Genomic DNA, 24,720 nt, shown 5'->3' with positions numbered 1-24,720 from the left:
CCTATTTCGGATGGCGGAGACGCGGATTGGCGACGATCGCCGCTATGTCCGCGATGATGTTGAGACTGATGTAGACGGCGGCGAAGATCAGGCCGACGGCCTGTACCACCGGTACGTCACGCTTGGTGACGTGATCGACGAGATATTGTCCCATGCCGGGATAGACGAAAATCACCTCGACCACGACGACCCCGACGATGAGATAGGCGAGGTTGAGCATGACGACGTTGATGATCGGCGCGATGGCATTGGGGAAGGCGTGCTTGCGGATGACGTTGAACGCCGACAGGCCCTTCAGTTCCGCCGTCTCGACATAGGCCGACTGCATGACATTGAGGATCGCCGCTCGCGTCATGCGCATCATGTGGGCGAGCACCACCAGTGTCAGCGCCGTCGCCGGCAGCGCGATCGCCTGCATCCGCTCACCGAAGGGCATGCCTTCGTAGACAGTCGAGATGCCGGGAAAGATCTGCCACTTCACGGCGAAGAAATAGACCAGCACATAGCCGATGAAGAATTCGGGGAAGGAGGTCGAGGCCAGTGCCAGCCCGGAGATCAGCTTGTCGACCCAGCCATTGCGGTAGCGCACCGCGATCAGGCCCAGGATGATGGCCAGCGGTACGGCCACGATCGCCGCCCAGAAGGCGAGGAACAGTGTGTTCCACAGGCGCGACTTGATCGAGGTTGCGATATCCTGCCCGCTCGACATCGCCGTGCCGAGGTCGCCGGTCAAAACGCCGCCGAGCCAGTGGAAATACCTGACATAGGCGGGGTCGTTCAGCCCGAGCTGCTCGCGCAGATTGGCGAGCGATTCCGGCGTCGCGGATTGTCCCAGAATGGCTTGCGCGACATCGCCTGGCAGAATCTGCGTGCCGGCGAAGATCAGGACCGAGATGGCCAACAGAAGGAGGATGCCCAGCGCAATGCGCTGGGCAATGAGTTTCAGGATGGGTGAAGACATCTCTGCAAAGCCGGACTCAGGCCTGCAGCCAGCACTTCGCCAGGGCGTAGCCGTTCATCAGTTCCTGGTGCGGATCATCCACCCAGCCATCGACCTTGGCGCCGGTGGCGTCGATGAACTGGTTGAACATCGGCAGGATCAGGCCGCCGTCGTCGCGGACCATGACAGCCATGTCATGGTACATCTGCTTGCGCTTGGCCTCGTCGAGTTCGGCGCGCGCCGCCAGCACCATCTTGTCGAAATCCGGGCGCTTGAAACGCGTGTCGTTCCAGTCTGCCGTCGACAGATAGGCGGTCGAATACATCTGGTCCTGCGTCGAGCGGCCGCCCCAGTAGGAGGCGCAGAAGGGCTGCTTGTTCCAGACCTCGTTCCAGTAGCCGTCGCCGGGCTCTCGCTTGAGCTCGATCTTGATGCCGGCCTTGGCCGCGCTCTGCTGGAACAACTGGGACGCATCGACGGCGCCGGGGAAAGCCACGTCCGAGGTCCTGAGCAGAACGGTGCCGTCATGGCCTGATTTCTTGTAGTGGAACTTGGCCTTGTCGGGATCGTACTTGCGCTGCTCGATCTCACTGAACAGCGGATAGGACGCGTTGATCGGGAAGTCGTTGCCGAGCGAGCCGTAGCCGCGCAGCACCTTGGTCAGCATCTCCTCGCGGTCGATCGCCAGCTTCAGCGCCATCCTGAGGTCGTTGTTGTCGAACGGCGCCGTGTTGCAATGCATGATGAACACGTAGTGGCCGGGACCGGCGTGGTTGCGGATGGTCACGCCCGGCACGCGCTTGATCAGGTCGACGATCTTCGGCTCGACGCGGTTGATCATGTTGACCTGGCCGCCCTGCAGTGCTGCCGTGCGGGCGGTCGCGTCATTGATGACGATGACCTCGATCTGGTCGGCATGGCCCATCTTGTCGCCCTGCCAGTAATTGGCGAAGCGCTCGCCGCCATGGCGCACGCCAGGCTCGTTGGTCTTAACCACGTATGGCCCTGCCGAGATGCCGGCATCTGGCTTGTCCTTGCCGCCATTGGGCTGAACGATCAGGTGATAGTCGCTGAGCAAATAGGGAAGGTCGGCATTGGCCTCCTTTAGCGTCAGCACCACTTCCTTGCCGCTGGCCTTGATGGTGTCGATGCCCTTCATGTAGCCGAGCGCGCCGGATTTCGACTTCTCGTCCGAATGGCGCTCCAGCGTGGCGGCCACGTCCTCCGCGGTCACGGTCTTGCCGTTGTGGAATTCGACGCCGTCGCGGATCTTCAGCGTCCAGGTCTTGGCGTCCTTGGACGAGCCGATGTCTTCAGCGATGCGGTTCTCGAGCTTGCCTTCCGGCGACAGCTCGACGATCATTTCGCCCCAGCACTTGCCGAAGGCGAACGGCACCTGCGTCATCATCAGCGCCGGGTCGAGGCTGTTGGTGGATTCACCGCCGACCAGGCCGGCCTTCAGCGTACCGCCCTTGACCGGACCCGCTGCACGCGCCGCGCTCGAAAGCAGCGCGTTGGCGAAGGGTGCGGCGATGCCGAGCGCTGCCGCCCGGCCGAGAAAATCACGACGGCTCAGTTTGCCGGACGCAACGCGCCGGCTAAGGAATTCCAGTTCATTTGACATTTGAGTTCCTCACTCTGTTGGTTCGACTCTGCGGTCGATTTTCTTGCTTCTTGTTAAAGGGAATAATGACCGCAAGGGAAAGCGGTAAGCAAGACCGAATGCGACATGCCGTGGCGTAAATCGCACGTCGCATTTGGATCAATGATTTCAACGCTCAAACAAGCGCACGCGGGACCTTTTCGTCGAAATCGCGCTCGAAGACGAGTTTTTCGCCCTCATAGGCTTCGATTCGGGCGCTGACGATGAAGTTTTGCGTGTCCGACCGCATCTGCGCCCATGTCTCGGTACGGACCGACCATCCATTTCGCGACAGGGTCTGCGTCCAGTGTGTTTTTCCCGAGGCTGACAGGGGATCGTCAGGTTGGATGGTCCAGGTTTCGCGGGCAATGCTGCCGTTGACCAGTCCGTGGTCGAGATCGCGCACTTCGCCGAAGTCGTCCGTTATCGACAGCGTGACAATCCCGGTCTTTTCGTCGCGATCGACATGGCGTTCGGAATTGGCGGGCCGAACCGTCTCGGTCGCCCACGGCGTAGCACCTTCCGGCTCGGCGAAAACGGCTTCGTCGCCTGTTGCCAGCAGGCGCAACGGCACCGATAGCGTGGCCGCCGACACGGTCAGTCGTACCGGCTCGGGCGAGGGCCAGATAGCGGGCCAGTAGGCGGTCGAAACGGCGACGCGCAGACGATGGCCGGCCGGCACGCGGTAGGCGCATTGATCGAGCACGACACGGACCGAAACCGTCTCCCCGGGGACCAGCGCCTCGGGGAATTCATGCGAGCTGCGGTGCGTCAGATTGAGCACGCCATAGGAGATCAGTTCCGAGGCGCCGTCGGGATGTACGTCGCAGAGCCGGACCGCGATGTTGGCCTGGGGCCGGTCCGAGGCAAGCTGGACCTCAAGCTCCGGCGCGCCGACGATCTCGATCGGTTTGGTGAGCTCAGGCTGGTCGAAACAGGCCGACAGCCCATCATCAGGACGCTGATCGCCCGGCAGTTCCGGTCCGAAGGTGAACGGAAAGTATTCGCCGCCGGCAAGCCCACAGGTTTGCGGCGAAGCGACGGTTGAAGGCCCTGCACCCGGAGCCATGAGCTCGAGCGCTTCAATCGTTATGTTGGACGATGGCCACTCCTGCTCGGCTATCCAGCGGCCGGGCCGCTCCGGATGCCAGCGCGCGGGACGCACGCTGTCCATCACATAGGCGCGGTAGTCGGGATCGGCCTCGACGCCGGTCTCGGCGCCCTTCAGCCAGCGGTCCCACCAGCGCAGCGCTTCCTGGAGGAAGCCGATGGCTGGCTTGGGGCCGGCATAGTGCGGGTATTTGTGGATCCACGGTCCGACGATGCCCTTGACCGGTGCCTCGATGTTGGTGACGAGGTGCGAGATCGTGTTGCGGTAGCCGTCGTGCCAGCCGCCGATCGACAGCACAGCCGCCTTGACGGCCGAAAAATCCTCGCAAATCGAACCGCGCTTCCAATAGGCGTCGCGATGCTGGTGGCTGAGCCACAGCGGCGCCATGAAGGCCAGGTTCTCCAGCCGGGTCATCCAGAGGTCGCGCCATCTGTTATCGCCGGCAATCAGCGGATCCGGCGGCCGCGACGAATAGGAAAGCATGGTCGAGGCCCAGCCGAAATTCTCGTTCAAAAGGCAGCCGCCCTTGTAGTGGATGTCGTCGGCATAGCGGTCGACGGTCGAGCACAGGCTGATCACCGCCTTGAGCGCCGGCGGCTGTTTGGCCGCCACCTGCAGGCAGTTGAAGCCGCCCCAGGAAATACCCATCATGCCGACACTGCCGTTGCACCAGGGCTGGGCCGCCGCCCAGGCGATGACATCGCAGGCGTCCTGCAGTTCCTGCTCGGAATATTCGTCGTCCATCAGCCCTTCGGAATCGCCATTGCCGCGCATGTCGACGCGGATCGAGGCGTAGCCGTGGCCGGCGAAATAGGGATGGGTAAGCTGATCGCGAAAGATCGTGCCGTCGCGCTTGCGGTAGGGCAGGTGCTCGAGGATGGCAGGCACCGGATCGTCGCCCGCATCCTCTGGCATCCACACCCGAGCCGATAGCCGGCAGCCATCGGGCATGACGATGCCCATATCGGGAAATTCGACGACCTTGCGGGGAAATTCGGTGATGATTTTCATGGCAGGCATAACGCTCCGCGGCACGAGAACTTTCAATCGCCATTCGCGACTGGAGCAGCGAAATATGCGACCTGTGCCGCTATCGCAATTCGTCGAGCAGTTCGGGATGTTTCTCCAGCAATGTCATCAATTGAATGGTCGGGCCACTCGGTTCGATCAAGCCTCTTTCATACTTGTCGAAGGCGTTCTCGCCGACCTTGAACAAGGATCCGGCCTCGCGCTGCGACAGCTTGAGCTTCGTGCGCATGCGGCGGATGGTTGACGGGGCCGGCACGCCGTCGATCTTCTCCTTGAGCGCGCGCAGCGCGGCATCAACGGCGGCCATATCGTCGCCGACATGCACACCCTCGCCATCCGATGGCGGATAGTAGCCGGGCAGGTCGACGATCATGCTCTCGCCCTTATAGGTCACGGTGAATGGACGGACTCCGCGCATCAACGTTTTTCCGGTTTCGGGGGAGACCATCCTATTCGTTTCACTGCTCTCCCTTGTCGCCATGGTCATTTCTCCTTGAATGACATGACCGTGAATTCGGTCACGAGATCCGCCTGGAATTTCACATGAGAAGGATGTCACGCGCTGGCACGCGATAGACATCCTGTCACACTCGATGCTCCGCGAAAGTCGTCATCGACTTCACAAACATCTTCCGCGTCATGCTGTCGGTCACCTCGATCACACCGGCGCGATCGAAGCCCAGCCCAACAGCATCCCGCAGTGCGGACGTTGTGATCGCCAGCGTGTCGACAGACCCAAATGTCGTCTTGATTGCATCAAGATCGTAAGTGGGTCTGCGTTTATCCATGATCCAGTATGCCCCCATAAAGGGGGTAACTCAAGCGGCGATTGTTGAGACGGAAGCTCAGTTCAGCGGAATGTCGTTCTCAGCCTTGCTCGCCTGGTAGTCGCCCGACAATTCGTCGTAGCGCGCCGAGATTTTCCCGATCCGCTCCTCCAGCCGCTGGCGTTCGGCCCCGGCCAGCGCCCTCACCAACCTGCGGATCGAAAAACTTTTCCAATAGGCGTTCTCGGCATTGTAGCCGCCGGGGTCGAGGGTGAAGACCTCTTTCAGAATTTTGAGATCATGCGGGATGGCAAAACTGTCACGCGAATCCTCGTGGCTGAACAAATAGTAGAAGTTGTCAAAGCCGGCCCAGGTGATCGCCGACAGGCAGAGCGAGCAGGGCTCGTGTGTGGCGAGAAAGATGGCGTCCTTGGTGTCGACGCGCTCGGCCCTGGGCATCTCGTAAAAGCGCTTCAGGCAATGCACCTCGCCATGCCAGAGCGGGTTTTCCATCTCGTTGTTGGTCTCGGCCAGTACCAGCGAATAGTTGTCCTTGCGCAGGATCGCCGCGCCGAACAGCTTGTTGCCGTGGGCGACGCCTTCTGCCGTCTTCGGCACGATATCGTGCTCGATGACGTCGAGCAGGCGGTCGATCAGCGAGATGTCGGTCATCACAAGCTCTCGTCGGGGAGGTGGATTTCGTAGGCGTGCGAGAAGTGGAATTCCTCGAGGTTGGAGCCGTCGCCGCCACGGTCGACGATCAAAAAGTCCTGAGGCTCTCCGAGCGGCGTCAGCACGCCGTGCCAGAGATTGCGGAAGTAGTTGATGCCTTGCCCCGGTGCGGTGACGAAGGCATGAGGCTCGCCAGGCCCGTCCTTGCCGTCAGGGCAGACGACGACCAGGAACGGACGCGGCGACAGCGGTATGAAGGCCTGGCTGCCCAAGGGGTGGCGCTCCACCATGGTCAGCTTCAGCGGCATGTCATAGGGCGTGCCGCGCACCATCGAGATCAGCACGCGCGCATTCGGCCCCGTGGCTTGCGCGGTGGCGAGGTCATGGTAGCGCTCGGCCTTGCCGCCATTGATCGGATAGTGGTTGTCGCCGCCCATGTCGATGACATCGCCGAATTCGGCGAAGGCCTCACGGGTCAGCGGCCGCGCGACAATGCGGCTCATGACGTCCGCTTCGCGATGCCGGCCCCGCCGAGCTTGGCGTGCCGGTTGACGTCCTTGTAGAGCAGATAGCGGAATTTGCCGGGGCCGCCGGCATAGCAGGCCTGCGGGCAGAAGGCGCGCAGCCACATATAGTCGCCGGCCTCGACCTCGACCCAGTCCTGGTTGAGCCGATAGACAGCCTTGCCTTCGAGCACATAGAGCCCGTGTTCCATGACATGCGTCTCGGCGAAGGGAATGACCGCGCCGGGCTCGAGCGTGACGATGGTCATGTGCATGTCATGGCGCAGATCGGCGGGATCGACGAACCGCGTCGTTGCCCAGCGGCCCTCGGTGCCGGGCATCGGCGTCGGCGCGATCTCCTGTTCGTTGGTGAAGAAGGCTTGCGGAATCTCGAGGCCGTCGACCGCCTCATAAGCCTTGCGTATCCAGTGGAAGCGGACAGCCGCCTTGCCTTCGTTGCGGACTGTCCAGCCGCTGGCCGGCGGCAGGAAGGCAAAACCGCCGGGGCGCAACACATGTTTCATGCCGTCGAGCAGAACCGTCAGTTCGCCCTCGACCACGAACAGGGCGCCTTCGGCGCCGGCATCGGGCTCCGGCCGCTCGCTGCCGCCGCCTGGCGCGACCTCGACGATGTATTGCGAAAACGTCTCGGCGAAGCCGGACAGCGGCCGCGACAGGATCCAGACACGGGTCTTGTCCCAGAACGGCAGGGCGCTGGTGACGATGTCCTGCATCACGCCCTTGGGGATGACCGCATAGGCCTCGGTAAAGACGGCGCGGCCGGTCAGAAGTTCGCTCTGGCCGGAATGGCCGCCCTTTGGGGCATAATAGGTTCGCTCGGGCATCCTGATCGTATCCATGGGTTCAAACCTATTGTGGAAGCATGTCCTTGAGGCGCAGCAGCGCGATGCGCTCGACCTGTTTGCAGGCGGTTTCGAATTCGACGCCGCGGCCGTTGCCGATGCGGGCTTCGAATTCGGCGAGGATTTCCTCCTTTGTCTTGCCTTTCACCGCGATGATGAAGGGAAAGCCGAAGGTGGTGACGTAGGCGGCGTTGAGCTTGGAGAACAGTTCGCGTTCCTTGTCTGTCAGCGCGTCGAGACCGGCGGAAGCCTGTTCCCTGGTCGATTCCGCCGTCAGTCGCCTGGCCTTGGCCAGCTTGCCGGCGAGGTCGGGATGGGCGTTGAGCACGCCGAGCCGTTCGGTCTCACTGGCGGAACGGAAGATGCGGCAAAGCGCATTGTGGAGGCCGCCCGCCGTGTCGTGCGCCGGGCCGAGCTCCAGCTCGTAGGCCCGCTCGGCGATCCAGGGCGAATGTTCGAAAACGCCGCCGAAGCTGTGAACGAACGTCTCGAATTCCATCTTCGAGGGGCGTAGCGCGGCCGGCTGATAGGGGTGGTTTTCCTGCCAGTGCTTGGCGATGTCGATACGCCGCGCCAGCCAGACCTTGTCGTGCGATTTGACATAATCGACGAAGCGTTTCAGCGCCGCCACCCGGCCCGGCCGCCCGACCAGGCGGCAATGCAGGCCGATGTTCATCATGCGCGGCCGGCCGGCCTTGCCCTCGGCATAGAGCGTATCGAAACTGTCCTTCAAATACGCAAAGAACTGGTCGCCCGAGTTGAAGCCTTGCGGTGTGGCAAAGCGCATGTCGTTGGCGTCGAGCGTATAGGGGATGATGAGCTGCGTGCCGTCCTCATGCTCGAACCAGTAGGGCAGTTCGTCGTCATAGGTGTCCGAGACGTAGTCGAAGCCGCCTTCCTCTGCCACCAGCCGCACCGTGTTGATAGATGTGCGGCCCGTATACCAGCCGGTCGGGCGCTGGCCGGTCACCTCGTAGTGCAGCTTGATCGCCGCTTCGAGGTCGCGGCGCTCGTCCTCGGCGTCGTGGTCGCGGTAGTCGATCCACCTCAACCCGTGCGAGGCGATTTCCCAGCCGGCTTCCTGCATCGCCGTGACCTGGTCGGGCGAGCGCGCGAGCGCCGTGGCGACGCCATAGCAGGTGACAGGCACTTGCTCTTCGCTGAACAGGCGCAGCAGCCGCCAGAAGCCGGCCCGCGCCCCATACTCGTAGATCGATTCCATGTTCCAGTGGCGCTGGCCCACCCAGGGCGCCGCGCCGACGATCTCGGACAGGAAGGCTTCAGAAGCCTTGTCGCCGTGGAGCACGCAGTTCTCGCCGCCCTCTTCGTAGTTGACGACGAACTGCACGGCGACATGCGCGCCGCCAGGCCATTTCGGATCCGGCGGATTGGCTCCGTAGCCACGCATGTCCCTGGTGTAACGCATCGTCCCTCCGCGCCCGGCATCACCGGAAGTATGATCAGGATATCGAAAGGGTGCTTCTCGCATTCCCCTCAAAATTTTTGAAAGTGTTTTTGTCGCACTCCGCTCGACCGGGACTTATGCATCGCCTTTAATTGGCGCACAATTCATCAGTAGTGCTTGATTGTACCGGCCAATTTGTTCGTATTGGAAAATGGGAGGCGGCCAATGGCAGAGACAGCGAAAGCCGATGGCGGGCGTCTGACGACCCATGTCCTGGATACCGCGACCGGCAGGCCGGCGGCTGGATTGTCCATCGCGCTCTACCGTCTCGAGGGTTTGGCCCGCACGCTTCTGAAGACGGTCGTCACCAATGCCGACGGCCGCTGCGATGCGCCGCTGCTGGCCGGTGCCGACTTCCGCATCGGCGAATACGAACTGGTGTTCGCGGCCGGCGACTATCTGCGCGGCCAAGGAACGAAGCTGCCCGAGCCGGCCTTCCTCGACAGCGTGCCGATCCGCTTCGGCATGGCGCAGGCGCTGCACTATCATGTACCATTGCTGATCTCGCCATACGGCTATTCCACCTACAGGGGGAGCTGAGGCATGGCCAAGGTCAATATCCGCAGCGAAATCCGCTTCATTCTGAATGGCAGGGATGTCGCGCTGTCATCCGTGGCGCCTGACGCGACCCTGCTCGACTGGCTGCGGCTCGACCGTTCGCTGCGCGGCACCAAGGAAGGCTGCGCCGAGGGCGATTGCGGCGCCTGCACGGTGCTGATCGGCAGACTTTCGGCCACCGGACTGGTCTATGAAAGCGTCAATGCCTGCATTCGCTTTCTGGGCTCGCTCGACGGCACCCATGTCGTGACGGTCGAGCACCTGCGCGGCGAAGCTGGCCAGTTGCATCCGGTCCAGCAGGCTATGGTCGATTTCCATGGCTCGCAATGCGGCTTCTGCACGCCGGGTTTCGTCATGTCGCTCTACGGCTTGTGGATGAAGTCACCGGATCTTTCGGACGCCGCCATCGAAAAAGCCTTGCAAGGCAATCTCTGCCGCTGCACCGGCTATGAGGCGATCATGCGCGCCGCGCACGCCATATCGAGCTACGGCAAGGTGGCGAAGGACCCCTTGGCGGCGGAGCGCCGGGACGTCACCACACGGCTGCAGGCGTTGCACGATGGCGCCAGGGTCGAGATCGGCGCCGGCGGGACGCGGCTGGTTGTGCCGGCCGATGCCGACGATTTCGCGGCTGTTTTCGAAAAAGAGCCGACCGCCACCGTGGTAGCCGGTTCGACCGACGTTGGTCTGTGGGTGACCAAGCAGATGCGCGACATCTCGCCGGCGATCTTCATCGGCAATCTGCCGGGGCTTTGCACCATCACGGAAGACAATGGTGTCATATCGATTGGCGCCGGCGTCACCTACACCGAAGCCTTTTCGACGCTGTCGAAACGCATCCCGGCATTGGGGCCGTTGTTCGACCGCATCGGCGGCGAACAGGTTCGCAACATGGGCACGATCGGCGGCAACGTCGCCAACGGCTCGCCGATCGGCGACACGCCGCCACCGTTCATCGCGCTCGGTGCACGGCTGACATTGCGCCGGGGCAAGACACGGCGCACGATCCCGTTGCAGGATTTCTTCATCGCCTATGGCAAGCAGGACCGCCAGCCAGGCGAGTTCGTCGAGGCCGTGCATGTGCCGGTGCCGGCAAAGGGGACAAAGTTCGCCGTCTACAAGGTCACCAAACGCCGCGACGAGGACATCAGCGCGACCCTTGGCGCCTTTTATCTGGCCTTGGCCAAGGACGGCACGGTAGCCGATATCCGCATCGCCTATGGCGGCATGGCGGCAACGCCGAAGCGGGCGTCCTCTGTCGAAAAGGCGCTGCTCGGCAAGGCCTGGACCGAAGTGACGGTGGAAGCGGCTATGGCCTGCTATGCCAGCGATTTCACCCCGCTGACCGATATGCGCGCAACCGCCGAATACCGAGCTTTGGCGGCGAAGAACCTTCTGTTGCGCTTTTACGTGGAAACCACCGGCACCAAGGCGCCGTTCCAGGTATCACGCAGCGAGGCGGCCTGATGAACAAGCACGCACCATCAAACCTCAAGGCCGAGAAGATAGTCGGCGGCGTCGCCACCGACCAGCGGCACGATTCCGCCCACAAGCATGTCAGCGGCGGCGCGGTCTATATCGACGACATGCCGGAGCCGGCCGGCACGCTGCATGTCGGTCTTGGCCTGTCCAAGGTGGCGCATGGCGTCCTGAAGAGCGTCGATCTCTCGGCGGTGCGCGCGGCCCCTGGCGTCGTCGACGTGCTGACCTATGCCGACGTGCCGGGCGAGAACGATGTCTCGCCCAGCAACATGCATGACGATCCGGTGCTGGCGGAAGGCAAGGTGCAGTTCTTCGGCCAGCCGATCTTCGCGGTCATTGCCGAGACGCGCGAGGCGGCGCGTCGCGCCGTGCGCCTGGCTGGGATCGAGTATGACGAGCTTCCCGCCGTCATCGACATCTGGGACCTCGATCCGACCAAGGACAAGCAGGTCACCACCCCGCTGATCCTGAAGCGTGGCGACGCGGCCGCCGCAATCGAGGCCGCCCCTCGCCGCGTCAAGAACCGCATGTGGCTTGGCGGCCAGGACCATTTCTACCTCGAAGGCCAGGTGTCGCTCGCCATCCCCGGCGAGGACGACGAGGTGACCGTCTACTGTTCGACGCAAGGGCCAAGCGAGACGCAGCATCTGGTCGCCCACACGCTCGGCGTGCCGAGCAACGCGGTGACGGTGGAGGTGCGCCGCATGGGCGGCGGCTTCGGCGGCAAGGAAACGCAGGCCAACCAGTGCGCCGCGATCGCCGCCATCGCCGCCAAGAAGCTGAAGCGGGCGGTCAAGGTCCGGCTCGACCGCGACGAGGACATGACCGCCACCGGCAAGCGGCACGATTTCGCCATCGACTATGAAGTCGGCTTCGACGACGAGGGCAACATCCTCGGCGTCGACTTCACCTATGCCTTGCGCTGCGGCTTTTCCGCCGACCTGTCCGGCCCGGTCGGCGACCGCGCGCTGTTCCACTGCGACAACGCGTATTTCTATCCCGCGGTGTTGGCCAAGTCGGCGCCGCTCTACACCAACACCGTCTCCAACACCGCCTTCCGCGGCTTCGGCGGCCCGCAAGGCATGATCGGCGCCGAGCGGGTCATCGACGAGGTCGCCTTCGCCGTCGGCAAGGATTCGCTCGAAATCCGCAAGCTGAATTTCTACGACCCGATGGAGGCGATCGGCGCGCGCTGCGTCACGCCCTATCACCAGAAGGTCGAGGACTGCATCATCCAGCGCATCGTGGCGGAACTGGAAGAGAGCGCCAGCTATGCGCGCCGCCGCCGCGAGATTTCCGCGTTCAACGCCAACAGCCGCTTCGTCAAGCTCGGCCTGGCGCTGACGCCGGTCAAGTTTGGCATCTCCTTCACCAAGACCGAGTCCAACCAGGCCGGGGCGCTGGTCCATGTCTATGCCGATGGTTCGGTGCACATGAACCATGGCGGCACCGAAATGGGGCAGGGCCTGCACCTCAAGGTGGCGCAGGTCGTGGCCGAGGAGTTCCAGATCGACCTCGACCGCGTGAAGATCACCGCAACCACAACCGCCAAGGTGCCCAACACCGCGCCGACGGCGGCGTCCTCGGGCGCCGACCTCAACGGCATGGCGGCGCAGAACGCGGCGCGCCAGATCCGCCAGCGGCTGACCGACTTCGCCGCCGAGAGATATCAGATACCTGTCGACCAGGTGGTGTTCCTGCCCAACCGGGTGCGCGTCGGCAACCAGGAAGTCAGCTTCAACGATTTGGTCAAGCAGGCCTACATCGCGCGTGTGCAGCTCTCCGCGGCCGGCTTCTACAAGACGCCTAAGATTCACTGGGACCGCGGCAAGGGCCAGGGCCATGCTTTCTACTACTACGCCTATGGCGCGGCCTGCGCCGAAGTGTCGGTCGACACGCTGACCGGCGAGTATGTCGTCGAGCGCGCCGATATCCTGCACGACTGCGGCCGTTCGCTGAACCGGGCCATCGACCTCGGCCAGGTCGAGGGCGGCTTCATCCAGGGCATGGGCTGGCTGACCACCGAGGAACTGTGGTGGGACGACAAGGGCCGGCTGCGCACCCATGCGCCCTCGACCTACAAGATCCCGCTGGCCTCGGATCGGCCGAAGATCTTCAACGTCGCGCTGACCGACTGGTCGCAGGCCTATGAGCCGACCATCCATCGCTCCAAGGCGGTCGGCGAGCCACCGCTGCCGCATGGCATGGCAGTGCTGCATGCGCTGTCGGATGCCGTGGCCAGCGTCGCCGACCACAAGATCTGCCCGCGCCTCGACGCGCCGGCGACCCCCGAACGCGTGCTGATGGCGATCGAACGGTTGAAGAAAGAGGTCAAGGCGGGCGCCTGAAGGCCGGCAAACGTGCAATCCCAACCGAAAAAGCCTATATTTTTCATTCGGGAACCGTGAACCATGAACTCGAACGTGCAAAGCCTGAAAACCTTTCTCGGCAGCGCCGCGCGACTTGCCCTGGTCGAAGTGGCCGGTACCAAGGGCTCGACGCCGCGCGAGAAGGGCGCCTTCATGCTTGTCTCGCCGGCGGCGATCTTTGGCACGATCGGCGGTGGTCAGCTCGAATACATGGCCATCGACAGAGCCAGGCAGATGCTCATCTCCCCCCTCGAGGGGGAGATGGCCGCGAAGCGGCCAGAGGGGGTCCTCGCAGGAGGCACCGCAAGGGGGTCGAGCACTGCCGCAACGACCCCACCCGGCGGCTTCGCCGCCACCCTCCCCTCGAGGGGGAGGGGAACCCGCATCGAAGTCGACGAAATCTGCGCCACGCTCGATGTGCCGCTTGGGCCGGAGATCGGCCAGTGCTGTGGCGGGCGCGTCGAGGTGCTGATCCGGCTGGTCGATGCAGCGCTGGCCGCCGAACTGGTTGCGGCGGCGGAAGCCGAGGAAGCCCATCTGCCGCACGTCTACATCTTCGGCGGCGGCCATGTCGGCCAGGCGCTCGCGTCTACGGTAGCGCTTCTTCCCGTGCACGGTGTCGTCATCGAGACGCGGGCCGAGGCGCTGGAAGGCATGCCGGAAACCGTCGAGACGCGGCTAACGCCGATGCCGGAAGCCGAGGTTCGCGCCGCCCCGGCCGGCACCGCCTTCGCCATCCTCACCCATGACCACGCGCTCGATTTCCTGATCGTCGCAGAGGCGCTGAGACGCGGCGACGCTGCCTATGTCGGCATGATCGGTTCGAAGACCAAGAAGGCGACATTCAGAAACTGGTTCCTGAAATCGGCGGACGGCACGGAGGCTGAATTTGGCGGGCTCGTCTCGCCGATCGGTGGCGACGCCGTCAAGGACAAGCGCCCGCAGGTGATCGCCGCACTGGCGGCCGCCGAGATCATGACGGCTCTAGTCGTGCACAGGGCGGCCTCAAGTTCCGACCGTCCCCATGACAGGGTGATGGCGAGTTTAGACTTGCGCCGCGGCTAAGCCGGCCGTTTCAAGCCGAAATGTTCAGGCAGCGTGACCGCCGCTCTTGTCGAACAGTAGAGCATCCGCGTCCTGCCACAGGCCCTGCAGATGCCTGTGAATTCCTCCGCGCAGCGTCGAAAAACCGTGTCCGAAAATCCTTCGGGCCTGCTGAAGTTGGTGGCCTCGCGCGGGTTGGGTCAGCGATGCGTTCCAGCCGGCACGGCCGTGGCTGATGACGTCGAGGGGACGCGAAGCGACGCGCCAGATTATAGGCTCATGCGCGAGGGTCGAGGCGCCTCGGAATCGGCAACGATGACCCATCGGCTTCGCTCGTACCTCGACCAAGGTGCGGATTGCCCGGTCAAAACCGCGCAGGACGAAACTAAGTTCGTCCTGCAGCAAGACAAGCCTGGCGAATGGACCAGCCGGCGGTCACTTGACGGCCTGTTCTACCGCCCGGCCAGGATGTCCTTGATCAGCCGCTGGCAGCGCTCCGCCATGAAGTCGAGCAGCAGGCGCACCTTGGGGTCCTGCAGCTTCTTGTGCGGATATACGGCGGCGAATTGCACCGGCGTAGGCGGGGTGCTGGCGAGAATGACCTTCAGCCGCCGGTCGCGGATGAACGGCTCGACCTCGAAGCGCGGCTTGTTGATGATACCGCGTCCCGACAGAGCCCAGCCGGTCAGCACGTCGCCGTCATCGGTGTCGTAGGGCCCGTGCACTTCGAATTTTTGCTGGCCGGCCGGCGTTTGCAAGGTCCAGACATATTCGCGTGCGCCGGAATAGCGCAGCATCAGGCAGTCATGTTTCCTGCCGATCAATTCCTGCGGATCCATGGGCTCGCCGCGTGCCTCAAGATATTTGGGTGCGGCGACCAACACACGTTCGCATTCCATGATGCCGCGCATCCGAAGGCTGGAGTCCTCGATGATGCCGAGCCGGAAGGCGACATCGATGCCCTCTTTCATGATGTCGACATTGTGGTCCGAGAGCCTGAGCCGCACCTCGATATCAGGGTATTTGTCGTGAAAATCGGGAATGCCCGAGGCCACCAGGCGCCGGCCGAGCCCAAGCGGCGCCGTCACCTTGATGGTGCCGCGCGGCTGGCCGGACAGTGCCGAGACGGCCGCCTCCGCTTCGGTAATCGCCTCCAGAACCTGCTTCGCGCCCGAGTAGAACACGGTGCCGTGCTCGGTCGGCATCAACTGCCGTGTCGTGCGGTTGAACAAACGGACGCCGAGATGCTTCTCCAGTTCCTTGATACGGTTCGAGGCGACCGCCGGCGAAATGCGCATGTCGCGCCCGGCCGCCGACAGATTGCCGAGCTCGACGACGCGGACGAAGACGGCGATGTTGTCGAGATAGGCCATGCGGAGCACCTTCGCCGGTTTGCAGGGATCAACCTAGTATTTTCCAATTTTTTTTGAAAGTCATCGCACACCTCGCCTCTTTCCGTTTACGCGCCACACCTTAAAGTCGCGTCATCGGCAGGGACGACTTCAATGATGGATTTCGCGATTTTCTGGGACTGGCTGAGCTTCGCCGTGCGCTGGCTGCACGTCGTCACCGGCATCGCCTGGATCGGCTCGTCCTTCTATTTCGTCGCGCTCGATCTGGGCCTGCGCCAGCGACCAGGCATGCCCGTCGGCGCCTTCGGCGAGGAATGGCAGGTGCACGGCGGTGGCTTCTACCACATCCAGAAATATCTGGTGGCGCCGGCCGAGATGCCCGAGCATCTGACCTGGTTTAAGTGGGAATCCTACGCCACCTGGCTGTCCGGTTTCGCCATGCTGTGCGTGGTTTATTACGCCGGAGCGGACCTGTTCCTGATCGATCCCAATGTGCTGCCGATGTCGGTGCCAATAGGCATCCTGCTGTCGATGGCGACGATCGGCGTCGGCTGGGTGGTCTATGATCTCCTGTGCCGCTCGCCGCTCGGCAAAAGCGACACCGGCCTGATGCTGGTTCTCTATTGCGTGCTGGTGTTCATCGCCTGGGGACTGACGCATCTGTTCACCGGCCGCGCCGCCTTCCTGCATCTTGGCGCCATCACCGCGACGATCATGTCGGCCAATGTCTTCATGGTCATCATTCCGAACCAGAAGATCGTCGTCGCCGACCTCATCGCAGGACGCAAGCCGGATCCGAAGTACGGCAAGATCGCCAAGCAGCGTTCGCTCCACAACAACTATCTGACGCTCCCCGTGCTGTTCCTGATGCTGTCGAACCACTATCCGCTGGCGTTCGGGACGCAGTTCAACTGGGTCATCGCCTCGCTGGTGTTCATCATCGGTGTCTTGATCCGCCACTATTTCAACAGCGTGCACAAACGTGCCGGCAACCCGCACTGGACCTGGCTGGGCGCCCTTGTCCTGTTCCTCATCATCATCTGGCTGTCGACCGTGCCGAAGGTGCTGACCGGTGAACCCAAGGTTTCCGCCTCGGCGCAAGTCTATATCGCTTCGGCGCATTTCCCGGCGGTGCGCGACACCGTGCTTGGCCGCTGCTCGATGTGCCATGCCGCGGAGCCGGTCTACGAGGGCATCTACCACGCGCCCAAGGGGGTGATGCTGGATACGGACGCGGGCATTGCTGATCATGCCCGCGAGATTTACCTGCAGGCAGGCCGCAGCCACGCCATGCCGCCCGCCAATGTCACGGAGATCACCAACAAGGAACGGGCCCTGCTGGTCGCCTGGTTCGAAGGCGCGGGGAAATAAGCATGACCGTGACACTTCTGCGCGGCCGCACGCTGTCCTTCGTGCGCTGGCCGCAAACCATCGACGATTACTCCGCCTGGCGCTACGAGGAAGATGGCGGCCTGCTGATAAGCGACGGCAGGATCGTTGCGTTGGGCGCCTACGCCGATGTCGAGAAACAGGCTGGCGAGGGGACGAAAAAGATCGATCACCGGCCGCATCTGTTGCTGCCGGGCTTCATCGATGCCCATGTGCATTTCCCGCAGATGCAGATCATCGCTTCCTATGGCGCCGAACTGCTAGACTGGCTGAACACCTACACCTTTCCCGAAGAAGCAAAATTCGCCAACGCGCAGCATGGCCGCCGCATCGCGCGCCTGTTCCTTGATGAGACGGTGCGCCATGGCACGACGACGGTCGCCGCGTACTGTTCGGTGCACAGGGCGTCGGCGGAAGCGTTCTTCGCCGAGTCGCACGCGCGCGACATGCTCAACATCGCCGGCAAGGTGATGATGGACCGCAACGCGCCCGAAGGCGTGCTCGACACGCCGCAATCCGGCTATGACGACACCAAGGCGCTGATCGCCGAGTGGCACGGCAAGGGCCGCCAGCTTTATGCCATCACGCCACGCTTTGCCATCACCTCCTCACCGGAGCAGATGGAGATGGCCGGCGCGCTGTGCCGCGAACATCCCGACCTGCACATGCAGACGCATCTGTCGGAAAACCACGCCGAGATCGCCTTCACGCAACAGCTCTACCCCTGGTCGCGCGACTACACCGATGTTTACGAACATTACGGGCTGCTTGGCAAAAAGAGCCTGTTCGGCCATTGCATTCATTTGTCGGAGCGTGAGGCGGACGCGCTTTCGGACAGCGGTTCGGTGGCGGTATTCTGCCCGACCTCCAACCTGTTCCTCGGCTCCGGCCTGTTCGACTATCAGCGCTTTCGCCGCCGCGACAAACCATTGCGCATCGCGGCCGCCACCGATGTCGGCGGCGGCACCAACTATTCGATGCTGCGTACCATGGACGAGGGCTACAAGGTGATCGCGCTCAATGGCGAGAAGCTCAACCCGTTCCAGTCCTTCTGGCAGATCACGCGCGGCAACGCCGAGGCGCTGTCGGTAGTGGACAGGATCGGCACGCTGGAGGATGGCACCGATGCAGACATCGTCGTGCTCGATGCCAGGGCGACGCCGGCGATGCGGCTCAGGATGGAAACGGTCGAGACGCTGGCGCAGGAATTGTTCCTGCTGCAGACGCTGGGAGACGACCGCGCCGTGCGCGAGGTCTATGTCGCGGGGCGGCCCGCCAAGAGCGACATCGCAATTTAGCACTGCGGCGTGTTCCCCGCTTGACCCGGCGGCAGCCATCGGTCAAAGCGTGCGGCGAAGTTGACAGGGGAACAACATGGCCGTTGCTGACGACATCGCTCTGATCAAGAGACAGGAAGAGACGCTTGTCTTCACGGCCTTCGACGAGGCTGTCGCCTTCGAGATCGGTTCGGCCATCCGTCGTCGTGCAACAGCAGAGAACCTGCCGATTATAGTCGATATCAGGCTGTGGGACCGGCCCCTGTTCTATGCGGCGATGCCTGGTTCGAATGCTTCCAATCCCGACTGGGCGCGGCGCAAAATCAATGTCGTGAAGCGCTATCTCAGAAGCACTTACCGGCTGGTGCTGGAGCAGCAGCGCCCCGACCGCACCTTCAAGATCGGCGAGGGGCTCGATATTGCTGACTATGTGTTGGCCGGCGGCGGCTTTCCGGTTGCGGTCAAGGGCGTCGGTGTTATCGGCGTGATCGCGGTCTCTGGCCTGCCTGAGCGCCAGGATCATGGCGTGGTGGTCGATGCGCTGTGCGATTACCTGGCCATCGATGCAGGCAAGCTTGCTCTGCCGCCGGAAGAAAAATCGTGACGTCAGCGCTGCCCCTCACCCTCACCCTCTCCCCGTATAGAGACGGGGAGAGGGGCGTACCAACGCTGGAGCGCTTCCCTTCTCCCCGTTACTATACGGGGAGAAGGTGCCGGCAGGCGGATGAGGGGCGGAGCCAGCCTTGCGGCCATTCGCAAATCGCCGATGGCAGCCAAGGATGACCGTGCTCGATCCCAAATCCTTCCTCATCTCCATCTTCGACGCCGCCGTCGCGGCCGCCGATCCGGAAAAGACCATTCGCGATCATTTGCCGGCAAAGCCGAAGGGCCGCACCATCGTCATCGGTGCCGGCAAGGGCTCGGCGCAGATGGCGGCGGCCTTCGAGAAGGTCTGGGATGGGACGATCGAAGGCCTGGTCGTTACCCGCTACGGCTATGGCGCCAAATGCGAGCGCATCGAGATTATCGAGGCCGCGCACCCGGTGCCGGACGCCGCCGGGCTCGAGGCCTCGCGGCGCCTGCTGGAGAAGGTGCAAGGGCTGACAGCGGACGATCTGGTCGTGGCGCTGATTTCCGGCGGCGGTTCGGCGCTGCTGCCGTCTCCGGCCGCCGGCCTGACGCTGGCCGACGAGATCGCCGTCAACGAGGCGCTGCTTGCCTCCGGCGCGCCGATCGCGGCGATGAATACCATCCGCAAACACCTCTCCACCATCAAAGGCGGCCGGCTGGCTGCCGCGGCCTGGCCGGCCAAGGTGGTGTCGCTGGTGGTTTCCGACATCCCCGGCGACAATCCGGCCCTTGTCGCGTCCGGCCCAACCGTTCCCGATGTCGGCAGCCGTGAGAATGCCCTGGCTTCGATATCAGCCTATGGCATGAAACTACCGGATGCGGTGATGGCGCATCTCCAGTCGCCGGCGGCCGACGCACCAGATCCCGGCGATCAGCGCTTTGCGCGCAACGAGGTGCATCTGATCGCATCGGCCGGCGTGTCGCTGGAAGCGGCAGCGGTGGAAGCGAGGCGGCAAGGCATCGAAGCCGTCATCCTCTCCGATGCCATCGAAGGCGAAGCACGCGAGGTCGGCGGCGTCCACGCGGCAATCGCCCGCGAAGTGGCAACGCGCAACCGGCCTTTCCAAAAGCCGGTTCTGATCCTCTCGGGCGGGGAGACCACCGTCACGCTGCGGGCCAAAGGCAAGGGTGGCCGCAATTCGGAATTCCTGCTTGCGTTCGCCATTGGCATCAATGGCATCGAAGGCATTCACGCCCTGGCGGCCGACACTGACGGCATCGACGGCTCGGAAGACAATGCCGGCGCCTTCGCCGACGGCTCGACCGTTTCGCGCATGCGCGCGGCGGGTGTGGATGCCAAGGCGATGCTGGCCGGAAACAATGCCTGGACGGCCTTCAATGCCGTTGGCGATCTCTTCGTGCCCGGCCCGACCGGCACGAACGTGAATGATCTCAGGGCAATTCTCGTTCGCTAAACCGGCAGATCAAGCTGCCATCAGCTTCTTCACCTGCTTCATATCCTGCAAAAACCGCTCGCGTTCGGCTTCTTTGTCGGCGTGATCCCGAATGCGCAGGATGAAGGACGGATGGATGGTGAGGAAGACACGCAAGCCATCCACGCGTTCGATCACCTGGCCCCGCATCTTGGTCACCGGGACCGCCTTGCCAAGCAGGGATAGCGCCGCCGTGGCGCCGAGCGCCACGGCGAGATTCGGCTTGATCAGGTCAAATTCGTGGTCTAGCCACCAGCGGCAGGCTTGAACCTCGCCGACATTCGGCTTGGAGTGGATGCGGCGTTTTCCGCGCGGTTCGAATTTGAAGTGCTTGACCGCGTTGGTGACGTAGACCTTCAGCCGGTCGACCCCGGCATCGTCCAATATGGCATCGAAAACCTTGCCCGCCGGGCCGACGAACGGCTGGCCGGCGAGGTCTTCCTGGTCGCCCGGCTGTTCGCCGACGAAAATCACCTTGGCGTTGTCAGGCCCCTCGCCGAATACGGTCTGCGTCGCATCGCGCCAAAGCGGACAGCGGCGGCATCCCTTGGCGGCCTCGCGCAATTCGGAAACCGTGTGCGCGTCGCGGTCATCAGGCGCTTCGGTAGGCTCATGCTTAGGCCAGTGCCTCGCCTGCACCTTGGCGTGGTGCGGCGCGGGCGTTGTCGGCATCTTCGCAATCATATCCCTGGCGGCCTCGTCCGCTCCTGCGATCAAGTCAGGAATGAGCGAGGCCTCGGGAAGGTTCCGCCAATATTTCTTCGGCATCTCCTTTTGCATGGCCTTCACCTTGAGGCGTGCCGGATTGAAGATGTTCTCGAAATAAGTCCTCCACAGCGTCTCGGTATCGTCCTTGTCTGGCGCATCGCCCTTGGCCGCGCCCGGCCCGATCGCCAGCCTCTCGCCATCCCAATCGGCGGACGCGTAAGGCGTCAGGATCGTCCAGCGCATGCCGGTAAAACGCCTGACGAAGAAATCCGCATTGCGCTCGACGATGAAATGGTCGGGTTCGAACCAGGCGACATAGCGTTCATCCTCGCCGTCGCCGATCTTCCGGAAGCGGACGAAGGCGTGCATCTTGTGGCTGTCGCGCCGCACTGCCTTTTCCATGGTTTCAAGCCGTTTGGTGTCGGGATCCGATGCGATCGCCAGCAATTTGGGCTCGGTGCGCAGCCGCCACAGCAGCCTGTAGAGAAAGGCGAAACGTCCGGGATCGGAATGGCAGAAGGCGGTCTCGGCGTGGCCGATGAAATCGCGTGGCACAATGAGCTCAGCGCCCTGCGGCACGTCAGGCAAGTCGCTTGGCGGCCGGTCAAGACCGGCTACGACATGCCAGCTGATGTCCTCGGGTCTGACCTCATTCAACGCCAGCCGCCGAGCCGCGTCGCGCCAGCCGGCGAAATCGGTCTGGCTTTCAAGCCATACGGTGTGGCGGGTGAGGTCGAGCTCGGCCGGCCGCATCGTCAAAACAGCGCCAGTTGTTCGCAGGATTGCACGATCTTGCCGCGCAGTCCGGCCTTGTCTGTGAGCGCGCCTGGCGACCAGCCTTCGGCGATGATGAAGGGCCTGAGCTTGGCGATCGAATGGCAGAGCCGGCCGACATCCTCGAGCCGCAGTCGCCGGTAGCGGCGGGTTTCGAGGATTTTCGCGACCACCTTGGTTCCCAGGCCAGGCACGCGCAACAGCGCTTCGCGGTCGGCGCGGTTGACGTCGACGGGGAAGCGTCCCCGGTTGCGCAGCGCCCAGGCAAGTTTCGGATCGATGGCGAGATCGAGCATGCCATCGCTGCTGCCGGCCAGGATTTCAGGCTGCGAAAATCCGTAGAAGCGCATCAGCCAGTCGGCCTGGTAGAGCCGGTGTTCGCGCATCAGCGGCGGCTTCCGCAGCGGCAGCGATGACGAGGAATCGGGGATCGGACTGAAGGCCGAGTAATAGACGCGCCGCAAATGGTAGCTGCCATAAAGCCGGGCGCTGGCGTGCAGGATGCCGTCGTCGGAGGTCTTGTCCGCGCCAATGATCATCTGCGTCGACTGGCCACCCGGGGCGAAGCGTTCTCGCTTTTTGGTCCGCAACGTCGGCTCGGCTTTTTCCTCCATCTTCCGGCGCAAATTGGCCATGGAAAGCCGGATTGTCTCCGGCCTCTTTTCCGGCGCCAGCTTCTTCACGCCCTCGTCGGTGGGCAATTCGACATTGATCGACAGGCGGTCGGCATAGAGCCCGGCTTTTTCGATCAGTTCCGCCGAACTCTCGGGGATGGTTTTGAGATGGATATAGCCGGAGAATTTTTCATCCAGCCGCAGCCGCCGCGCCACCTCGACCATCTCGCCCATGGTCTCGTCAGGCGAACGGATGACGCCCGAGGACAGGAAAAGCCCTTCGACATAATTGCGCCGGTAGAAATCCATGGTCAGCTTCACCACCTCGTCGATGCCGAAGCGGGCGCGCCGCACATTCGAGGACGAGCGGTTGATGCAATAGCTGCAGTCGTAGATGCAGAAATTGGTCAGCAGGATTTTCAGCAGCGAGATGCAGCGGCCGTCCGGTGCGTAGGAATGGCAGATGCCCATGCCTTCGGTGGAGCCGATGCCGCCGGATTTCAAAGAATCCTTCTTCGCCGCGCCCGATGAGGCGCAGGAGGCGTCGTATTTGGCGGCGTCGGACAGGATTGCCAGTTTCTCACGAACAGGGAGTGCGCTCATTTGTTCATGATATGTTCTAATAGGCCAATGCGCCATCTCATTTGATGGTGACGGCGAAAAAGTGATCGCCGCCGGTCTCCCGCATCAGACTTCGTGCAGATAGAGATGATAGTCCAGCTCGCTTACCGTGCGCGCCACGCGCAGGTACTCGGACTGCTTGATCGCCACAAAGGTGCGGTGCAGGTCCTCGCCGAGCGCGCCCTTCAGGAAGCTGGACGCCTTGGCCGCTTCGATGGCGGCCCGCCAATCGGCCGGCATCGTCGTGCGGGTGATTGCCGCTTCATAGCCATTGCCGGTCGTTTCGGGGCCGGGATCGAGCCCTTCGTCGAGGCCCTTGACGATGCCGGCAAGCACCGTCGCGGCAATCAGATACGGATTGGCGTCGACGCCTGATGGACGATGCTCGATGCGCCGGTTCTTTGCATCGCCGGCCGGCACGCGCAACGCTACCGAGCGGTTGTTGACGCCCCAGCTCGGCGCCACCGGCGCATAGGATTGCGAGACGAAGCGCCGCCAGGAATTGGCATGCGGCGCAAACACCAGCATTGATTCCGCCATGGTCTGGATCAGCCCGCCGAGGCCACGCAGCAGCGGCAGCGACCAGCTCTCGCCGGCGGCTTCCGCAAAGACGTTTCGGCCGTCCTTGTCCTGCAGCGAGACATGGAAATGCATACCGGAGCCGGCATATTTCTCGATCGGCTTGGCCATGAAGCAGGCGGTGACACCATGGCGGCGCGCCTGCGCCCGCACCAGCCGCTTCAGCATGACCAGATCGTCGGCCGCCCGCATCACGTCCTTGCGGTAATTCAGCGTCAGTTCGTACTGGCCGGGCGCATATTCGGAAATCACCGTCTCGGCCGGAATGCCTTGCGCCTTGGCGGCGGCGTAGATGTCGGAGAACAACGGCTCCATGCCGTGCAGATGGTCGACTGAATAAACTTCGGTCTTGCCCGAGACGCGGCCATCGAGCACCGCGCGCGCCGGCTGCACCTTGCCGTCGGCGTCGCGCTCATTGGCCAGCAGAAAAAACTCGAGCTCGAAGGCACCGGCGGGATAGAGTCCCTTGGCCGCCAATATGCCGACCTGCCGGGCAAGCGCCAGCCGCGGATCCGACGACATTGGCTGGCCGTCGAGATGATACATCGCCATCAGCAGTTGGCCGCGCGGTGGCTTCGTGCCGTAAAGCGGCACCAGCGTGCCCGGAATCGGCCAGGCCCTCAGGTCGCCGTCGCCGCTGTCCCAGATCAGCCCGGTTTCGTGCACATCCTCGCCGGTGATGTCGAGGCCGAGAATGGAGATCGGCATATGCCGGCCGCCCTCGAAAATGCTTTTCAGCTCATGCCTGCGCACGATCTTGCCGCGCCCCACACCATTGGCGTCGGTCAGCACGATATCGAAGGCCTCGATCTCGGGATGGGCGTCGAGGAAGGCTTGCGCCTCGGTGGGCGTCGAACCCGAAGGTGAGGTCATGATCGCACTCAAATTTGGCTTGGGC

Annotated in this window: 21 protein-coding genes and 1 pseudogene; 8 read left to right on the top strand and 14 right to left on the bottom strand. The window is 63.2% G+C overall.

Annotation, left to right across the window (positions count from 1 at the left end):
- Position 1 precedes the first annotated feature (1 nt).
- The 9 genes from LB516_RS03355 to puuE all read right to left on the bottom strand — a co-directional run bounded on the left by LB516_RS03355 (position 2) and on the right by puuE (position 8,953).
- A complete protein-coding gene (locus tag LB516_RS03355) occupies positions 2-961 on the bottom strand; it encodes an ABC transporter permease (RefSeq protein ID WP_015314326.1) in 960 nt (319 codons plus the stop codon).
- Positions 962-977: 16 nt separating this feature from the next.
- Positions 978-2,564, bottom strand: a complete 1,587-nt coding sequence (locus tag LB516_RS03350; RefSeq protein WP_015314325.1) for an ABC transporter substrate-binding protein — start codon at positions 2,562-2,564, stop codon at positions 978-980.
- 154 nt (positions 2,565-2,718) lie between these two features.
- The gene (locus tag LB516_RS03345) at positions 2,719-4,704 is read right to left on the bottom strand and encodes a CocE/NonD family hydrolase (protein WP_224682997.1); all 1,986 of its coding nucleotides are present in this window, start codon (positions 4,702-4,704) and stop codon (positions 2,719-2,721) included.
- A gap of 79 nt (positions 4,705-4,783) precedes the next feature.
- Positions 4,784-5,140, bottom strand: a complete 357-nt coding sequence (locus LB516_RS03340; protein WP_224718912.1) for a type II toxin-antitoxin system MqsA family antitoxin — start codon at positions 5,138-5,140, stop codon at positions 4,784-4,786.
- Positions 5,141-5,306: 166 nt separating this feature from the next.
- Positions 5,307-5,510 carry a type II toxin-antitoxin system MqsR family toxin gene (locus tag LB516_RS03335; protein ID WP_224682995.1) on the bottom strand — a complete coding sequence of 68 codons (204 nt, stop codon included), beginning with the start codon at positions 5,508-5,510 and terminating at the stop codon, positions 5,307-5,309.
- A 57-nt stretch (positions 5,511-5,567) separates the two neighbouring features.
- Positions 5,568-6,161: a nucleoside deaminase gene (locus LB516_RS03330; RefSeq protein WP_140714386.1), complete on the bottom strand. Its 594-nt coding sequence runs from the start codon at positions 6,159-6,161 to the stop codon at positions 5,568-5,570.
- Positions 6,161-6,664: an ureidoglycolate lyase gene (locus LB516_RS03325; protein ID WP_140723432.1), complete on the bottom strand. Its 504-nt coding sequence runs from the start codon at positions 6,662-6,664 to the stop codon at positions 6,161-6,163. The genes LB516_RS03330 and LB516_RS03325 overlap by 1 nt, the downstream gene beginning before the upstream one ends.
- Entirely contained in the window at positions 6,661-7,524 is an 864-nt protein-coding gene (locus LB516_RS03320) for a bifunctional allantoicase/(S)-ureidoglycine aminohydrolase (RefSeq protein WP_224643417.1), read from the bottom strand. Before LB516_RS03320 ends, LB516_RS03325 begins: the two co-directional genes overlap by 4 nt.
- A 10-nt stretch (positions 7,525-7,534) precedes the next feature.
- The gene (gene puuE / locus LB516_RS03315) at positions 7,535-8,953 is read right to left on the bottom strand and encodes an allantoinase PuuE (protein ID WP_224718911.1); all 1,419 of its coding nucleotides are present in this window, start codon (positions 8,951-8,953) and stop codon (positions 7,535-7,537) included.
- Between the two features lie 204 nt (positions 8,954-9,157).
- On the opposite strand from puuE, the gene uraH reads away from it, so the two are divergent.
- The 4 genes from uraH to xdhC all read left to right on the top strand — a co-directional run bounded on the left by uraH (position 9,158) and on the right by xdhC (position 14,466).
- Positions 9,158-9,532, top strand: a complete 375-nt coding sequence (gene uraH / locus LB516_RS03310; protein WP_224524087.1) for a hydroxyisourate hydrolase — start codon at positions 9,158-9,160, stop codon at positions 9,530-9,532.
- Between the two features lie 3 nt (positions 9,533-9,535).
- Entirely contained in the window at positions 9,536-11,017 is a 1,482-nt protein-coding gene (gene xdhA, locus LB516_RS03305) for a xanthine dehydrogenase small subunit (protein ID WP_224718910.1), read from the top strand.
- The gene (gene xdhB, locus LB516_RS03300) at positions 11,017-13,380 is read left to right on the top strand and encodes a xanthine dehydrogenase molybdopterin binding subunit (protein WP_224718909.1); all 2,364 of its coding nucleotides are present in this window, start codon (positions 11,017-11,019) and stop codon (positions 13,378-13,380) included. The genes xdhA and xdhB overlap by 1 nt, the downstream gene beginning before the upstream one ends.
- Positions 13,381-13,443: 63 nt before the next feature.
- Positions 13,444-14,466, top strand: a complete 1,023-nt coding sequence (gene xdhC / locus LB516_RS03295; RefSeq protein ID WP_224718908.1) for a xanthine dehydrogenase accessory protein XdhC — start codon at positions 13,444-13,446, stop codon at positions 14,464-14,466.
- 36 nt (positions 14,467-14,502) lie between these two features.
- Here the strand turns inward: xdhC and LB516_RS03290 are convergent.
- Both LB516_RS03290 and LB516_RS03285 read right to left on the bottom strand, forming a co-directional pair.
- Positions 14,503-14,742: pseudogene (locus tag LB516_RS03290) on the bottom strand (nitrilotriacetate monooxygenase); the annotation flags it as partial.
- Positions 14,743-14,897: 155 nt separating this feature from the next.
- A complete protein-coding gene (locus tag LB516_RS03285) occupies positions 14,898-15,818 on the bottom strand; it encodes a LysR family transcriptional regulator (RefSeq protein ID WP_140788588.1) in 921 nt (306 codons plus the stop codon).
- 132 nt (positions 15,819-15,950) lie between these two features.
- Between LB516_RS03285 and LB516_RS03280 the strand changes: the two genes are divergently transcribed.
- The 4 genes from LB516_RS03280 (at position 15,951) to LB516_RS03265 (ending at position 20,508) form a co-directional block, all read left to right on the top strand.
- Positions 15,951-17,168 carry a urate hydroxylase PuuD gene (locus LB516_RS03280; protein WP_224718907.1) on the top strand — a complete coding sequence of 406 codons (1,218 nt, stop codon included), beginning with the start codon at positions 15,951-15,953 and terminating at the stop codon, positions 17,166-17,168.
- A gap of 2 nt (positions 17,169-17,170) precedes the next feature.
- Entirely contained in the window at positions 17,171-18,484 is a 1,314-nt protein-coding gene (gene guaD, locus LB516_RS03275; RefSeq protein ID WP_224718906.1) for a guanine deaminase, read from the top strand.
- A gap of 76 nt (positions 18,485-18,560) precedes the next feature.
- The gene (locus LB516_RS03270) at positions 18,561-19,067 is read left to right on the top strand and encodes a heme-degrading domain-containing protein (protein ID WP_140714373.1); all 507 of its coding nucleotides are present in this window, start codon (positions 18,561-18,563) and stop codon (positions 19,065-19,067) included.
- A gap of 175 nt (positions 19,068-19,242) precedes the next feature.
- Positions 19,243-20,508: a glycerate kinase gene (locus LB516_RS03265; RefSeq protein WP_224524110.1), complete on the top strand. Its 1,266-nt coding sequence runs from the start codon at positions 19,243-19,245 to the stop codon at positions 20,506-20,508.
- Positions 20,509-20,517: 9 nt separating this feature from the next.
- Here the strand turns inward: LB516_RS03265 and LB516_RS03260 are convergent, their stop codons facing one another.
- The 3 genes from LB516_RS03260 to LB516_RS03250 form a co-directional block, all read right to left on the bottom strand.
- A complete protein-coding gene (locus LB516_RS03260) occupies positions 20,518-21,987 on the bottom strand; it encodes a UdgX family uracil-DNA binding protein (protein ID WP_224718905.1) in 1,470 nt (489 codons plus the stop codon).
- A gap of 2 nt (positions 21,988-21,989) precedes the next feature.
- On the bottom strand, positions 21,990-23,225 hold the full coding sequence (locus tag LB516_RS03255; RefSeq protein ID WP_224718904.1) for a putative DNA modification/repair radical SAM protein: 1,236 nt from the start codon (positions 23,223-23,225) through the stop codon (positions 21,990-21,992).
- Between the two features lie 84 nt (positions 23,226-23,309).
- Positions 23,310-24,695 carry a glutamine synthetase family protein gene (locus LB516_RS03250; protein ID WP_140615036.1) on the bottom strand — a complete coding sequence of 462 codons (1,386 nt, stop codon included), beginning with the start codon at positions 24,693-24,695 and terminating at the stop codon, positions 23,310-23,312.
- Positions 24,696-24,720 lie beyond the last annotated feature (25 nt).

The sequence above is a fragment of the Mesorhizobium sp. CO1-1-7 genome (assembly GCF_020164885.1).
Lineage (GTDB): Bacteria > Pseudomonadota > Alphaproteobacteria > Rhizobiales > Rhizobiaceae > Mesorhizobium > Mesorhizobium australicum.
The sequence above is the reverse complement of the archived record's forward strand: the minus strand, read 5'-3'. Positions and strand labels throughout refer to the sequence as shown.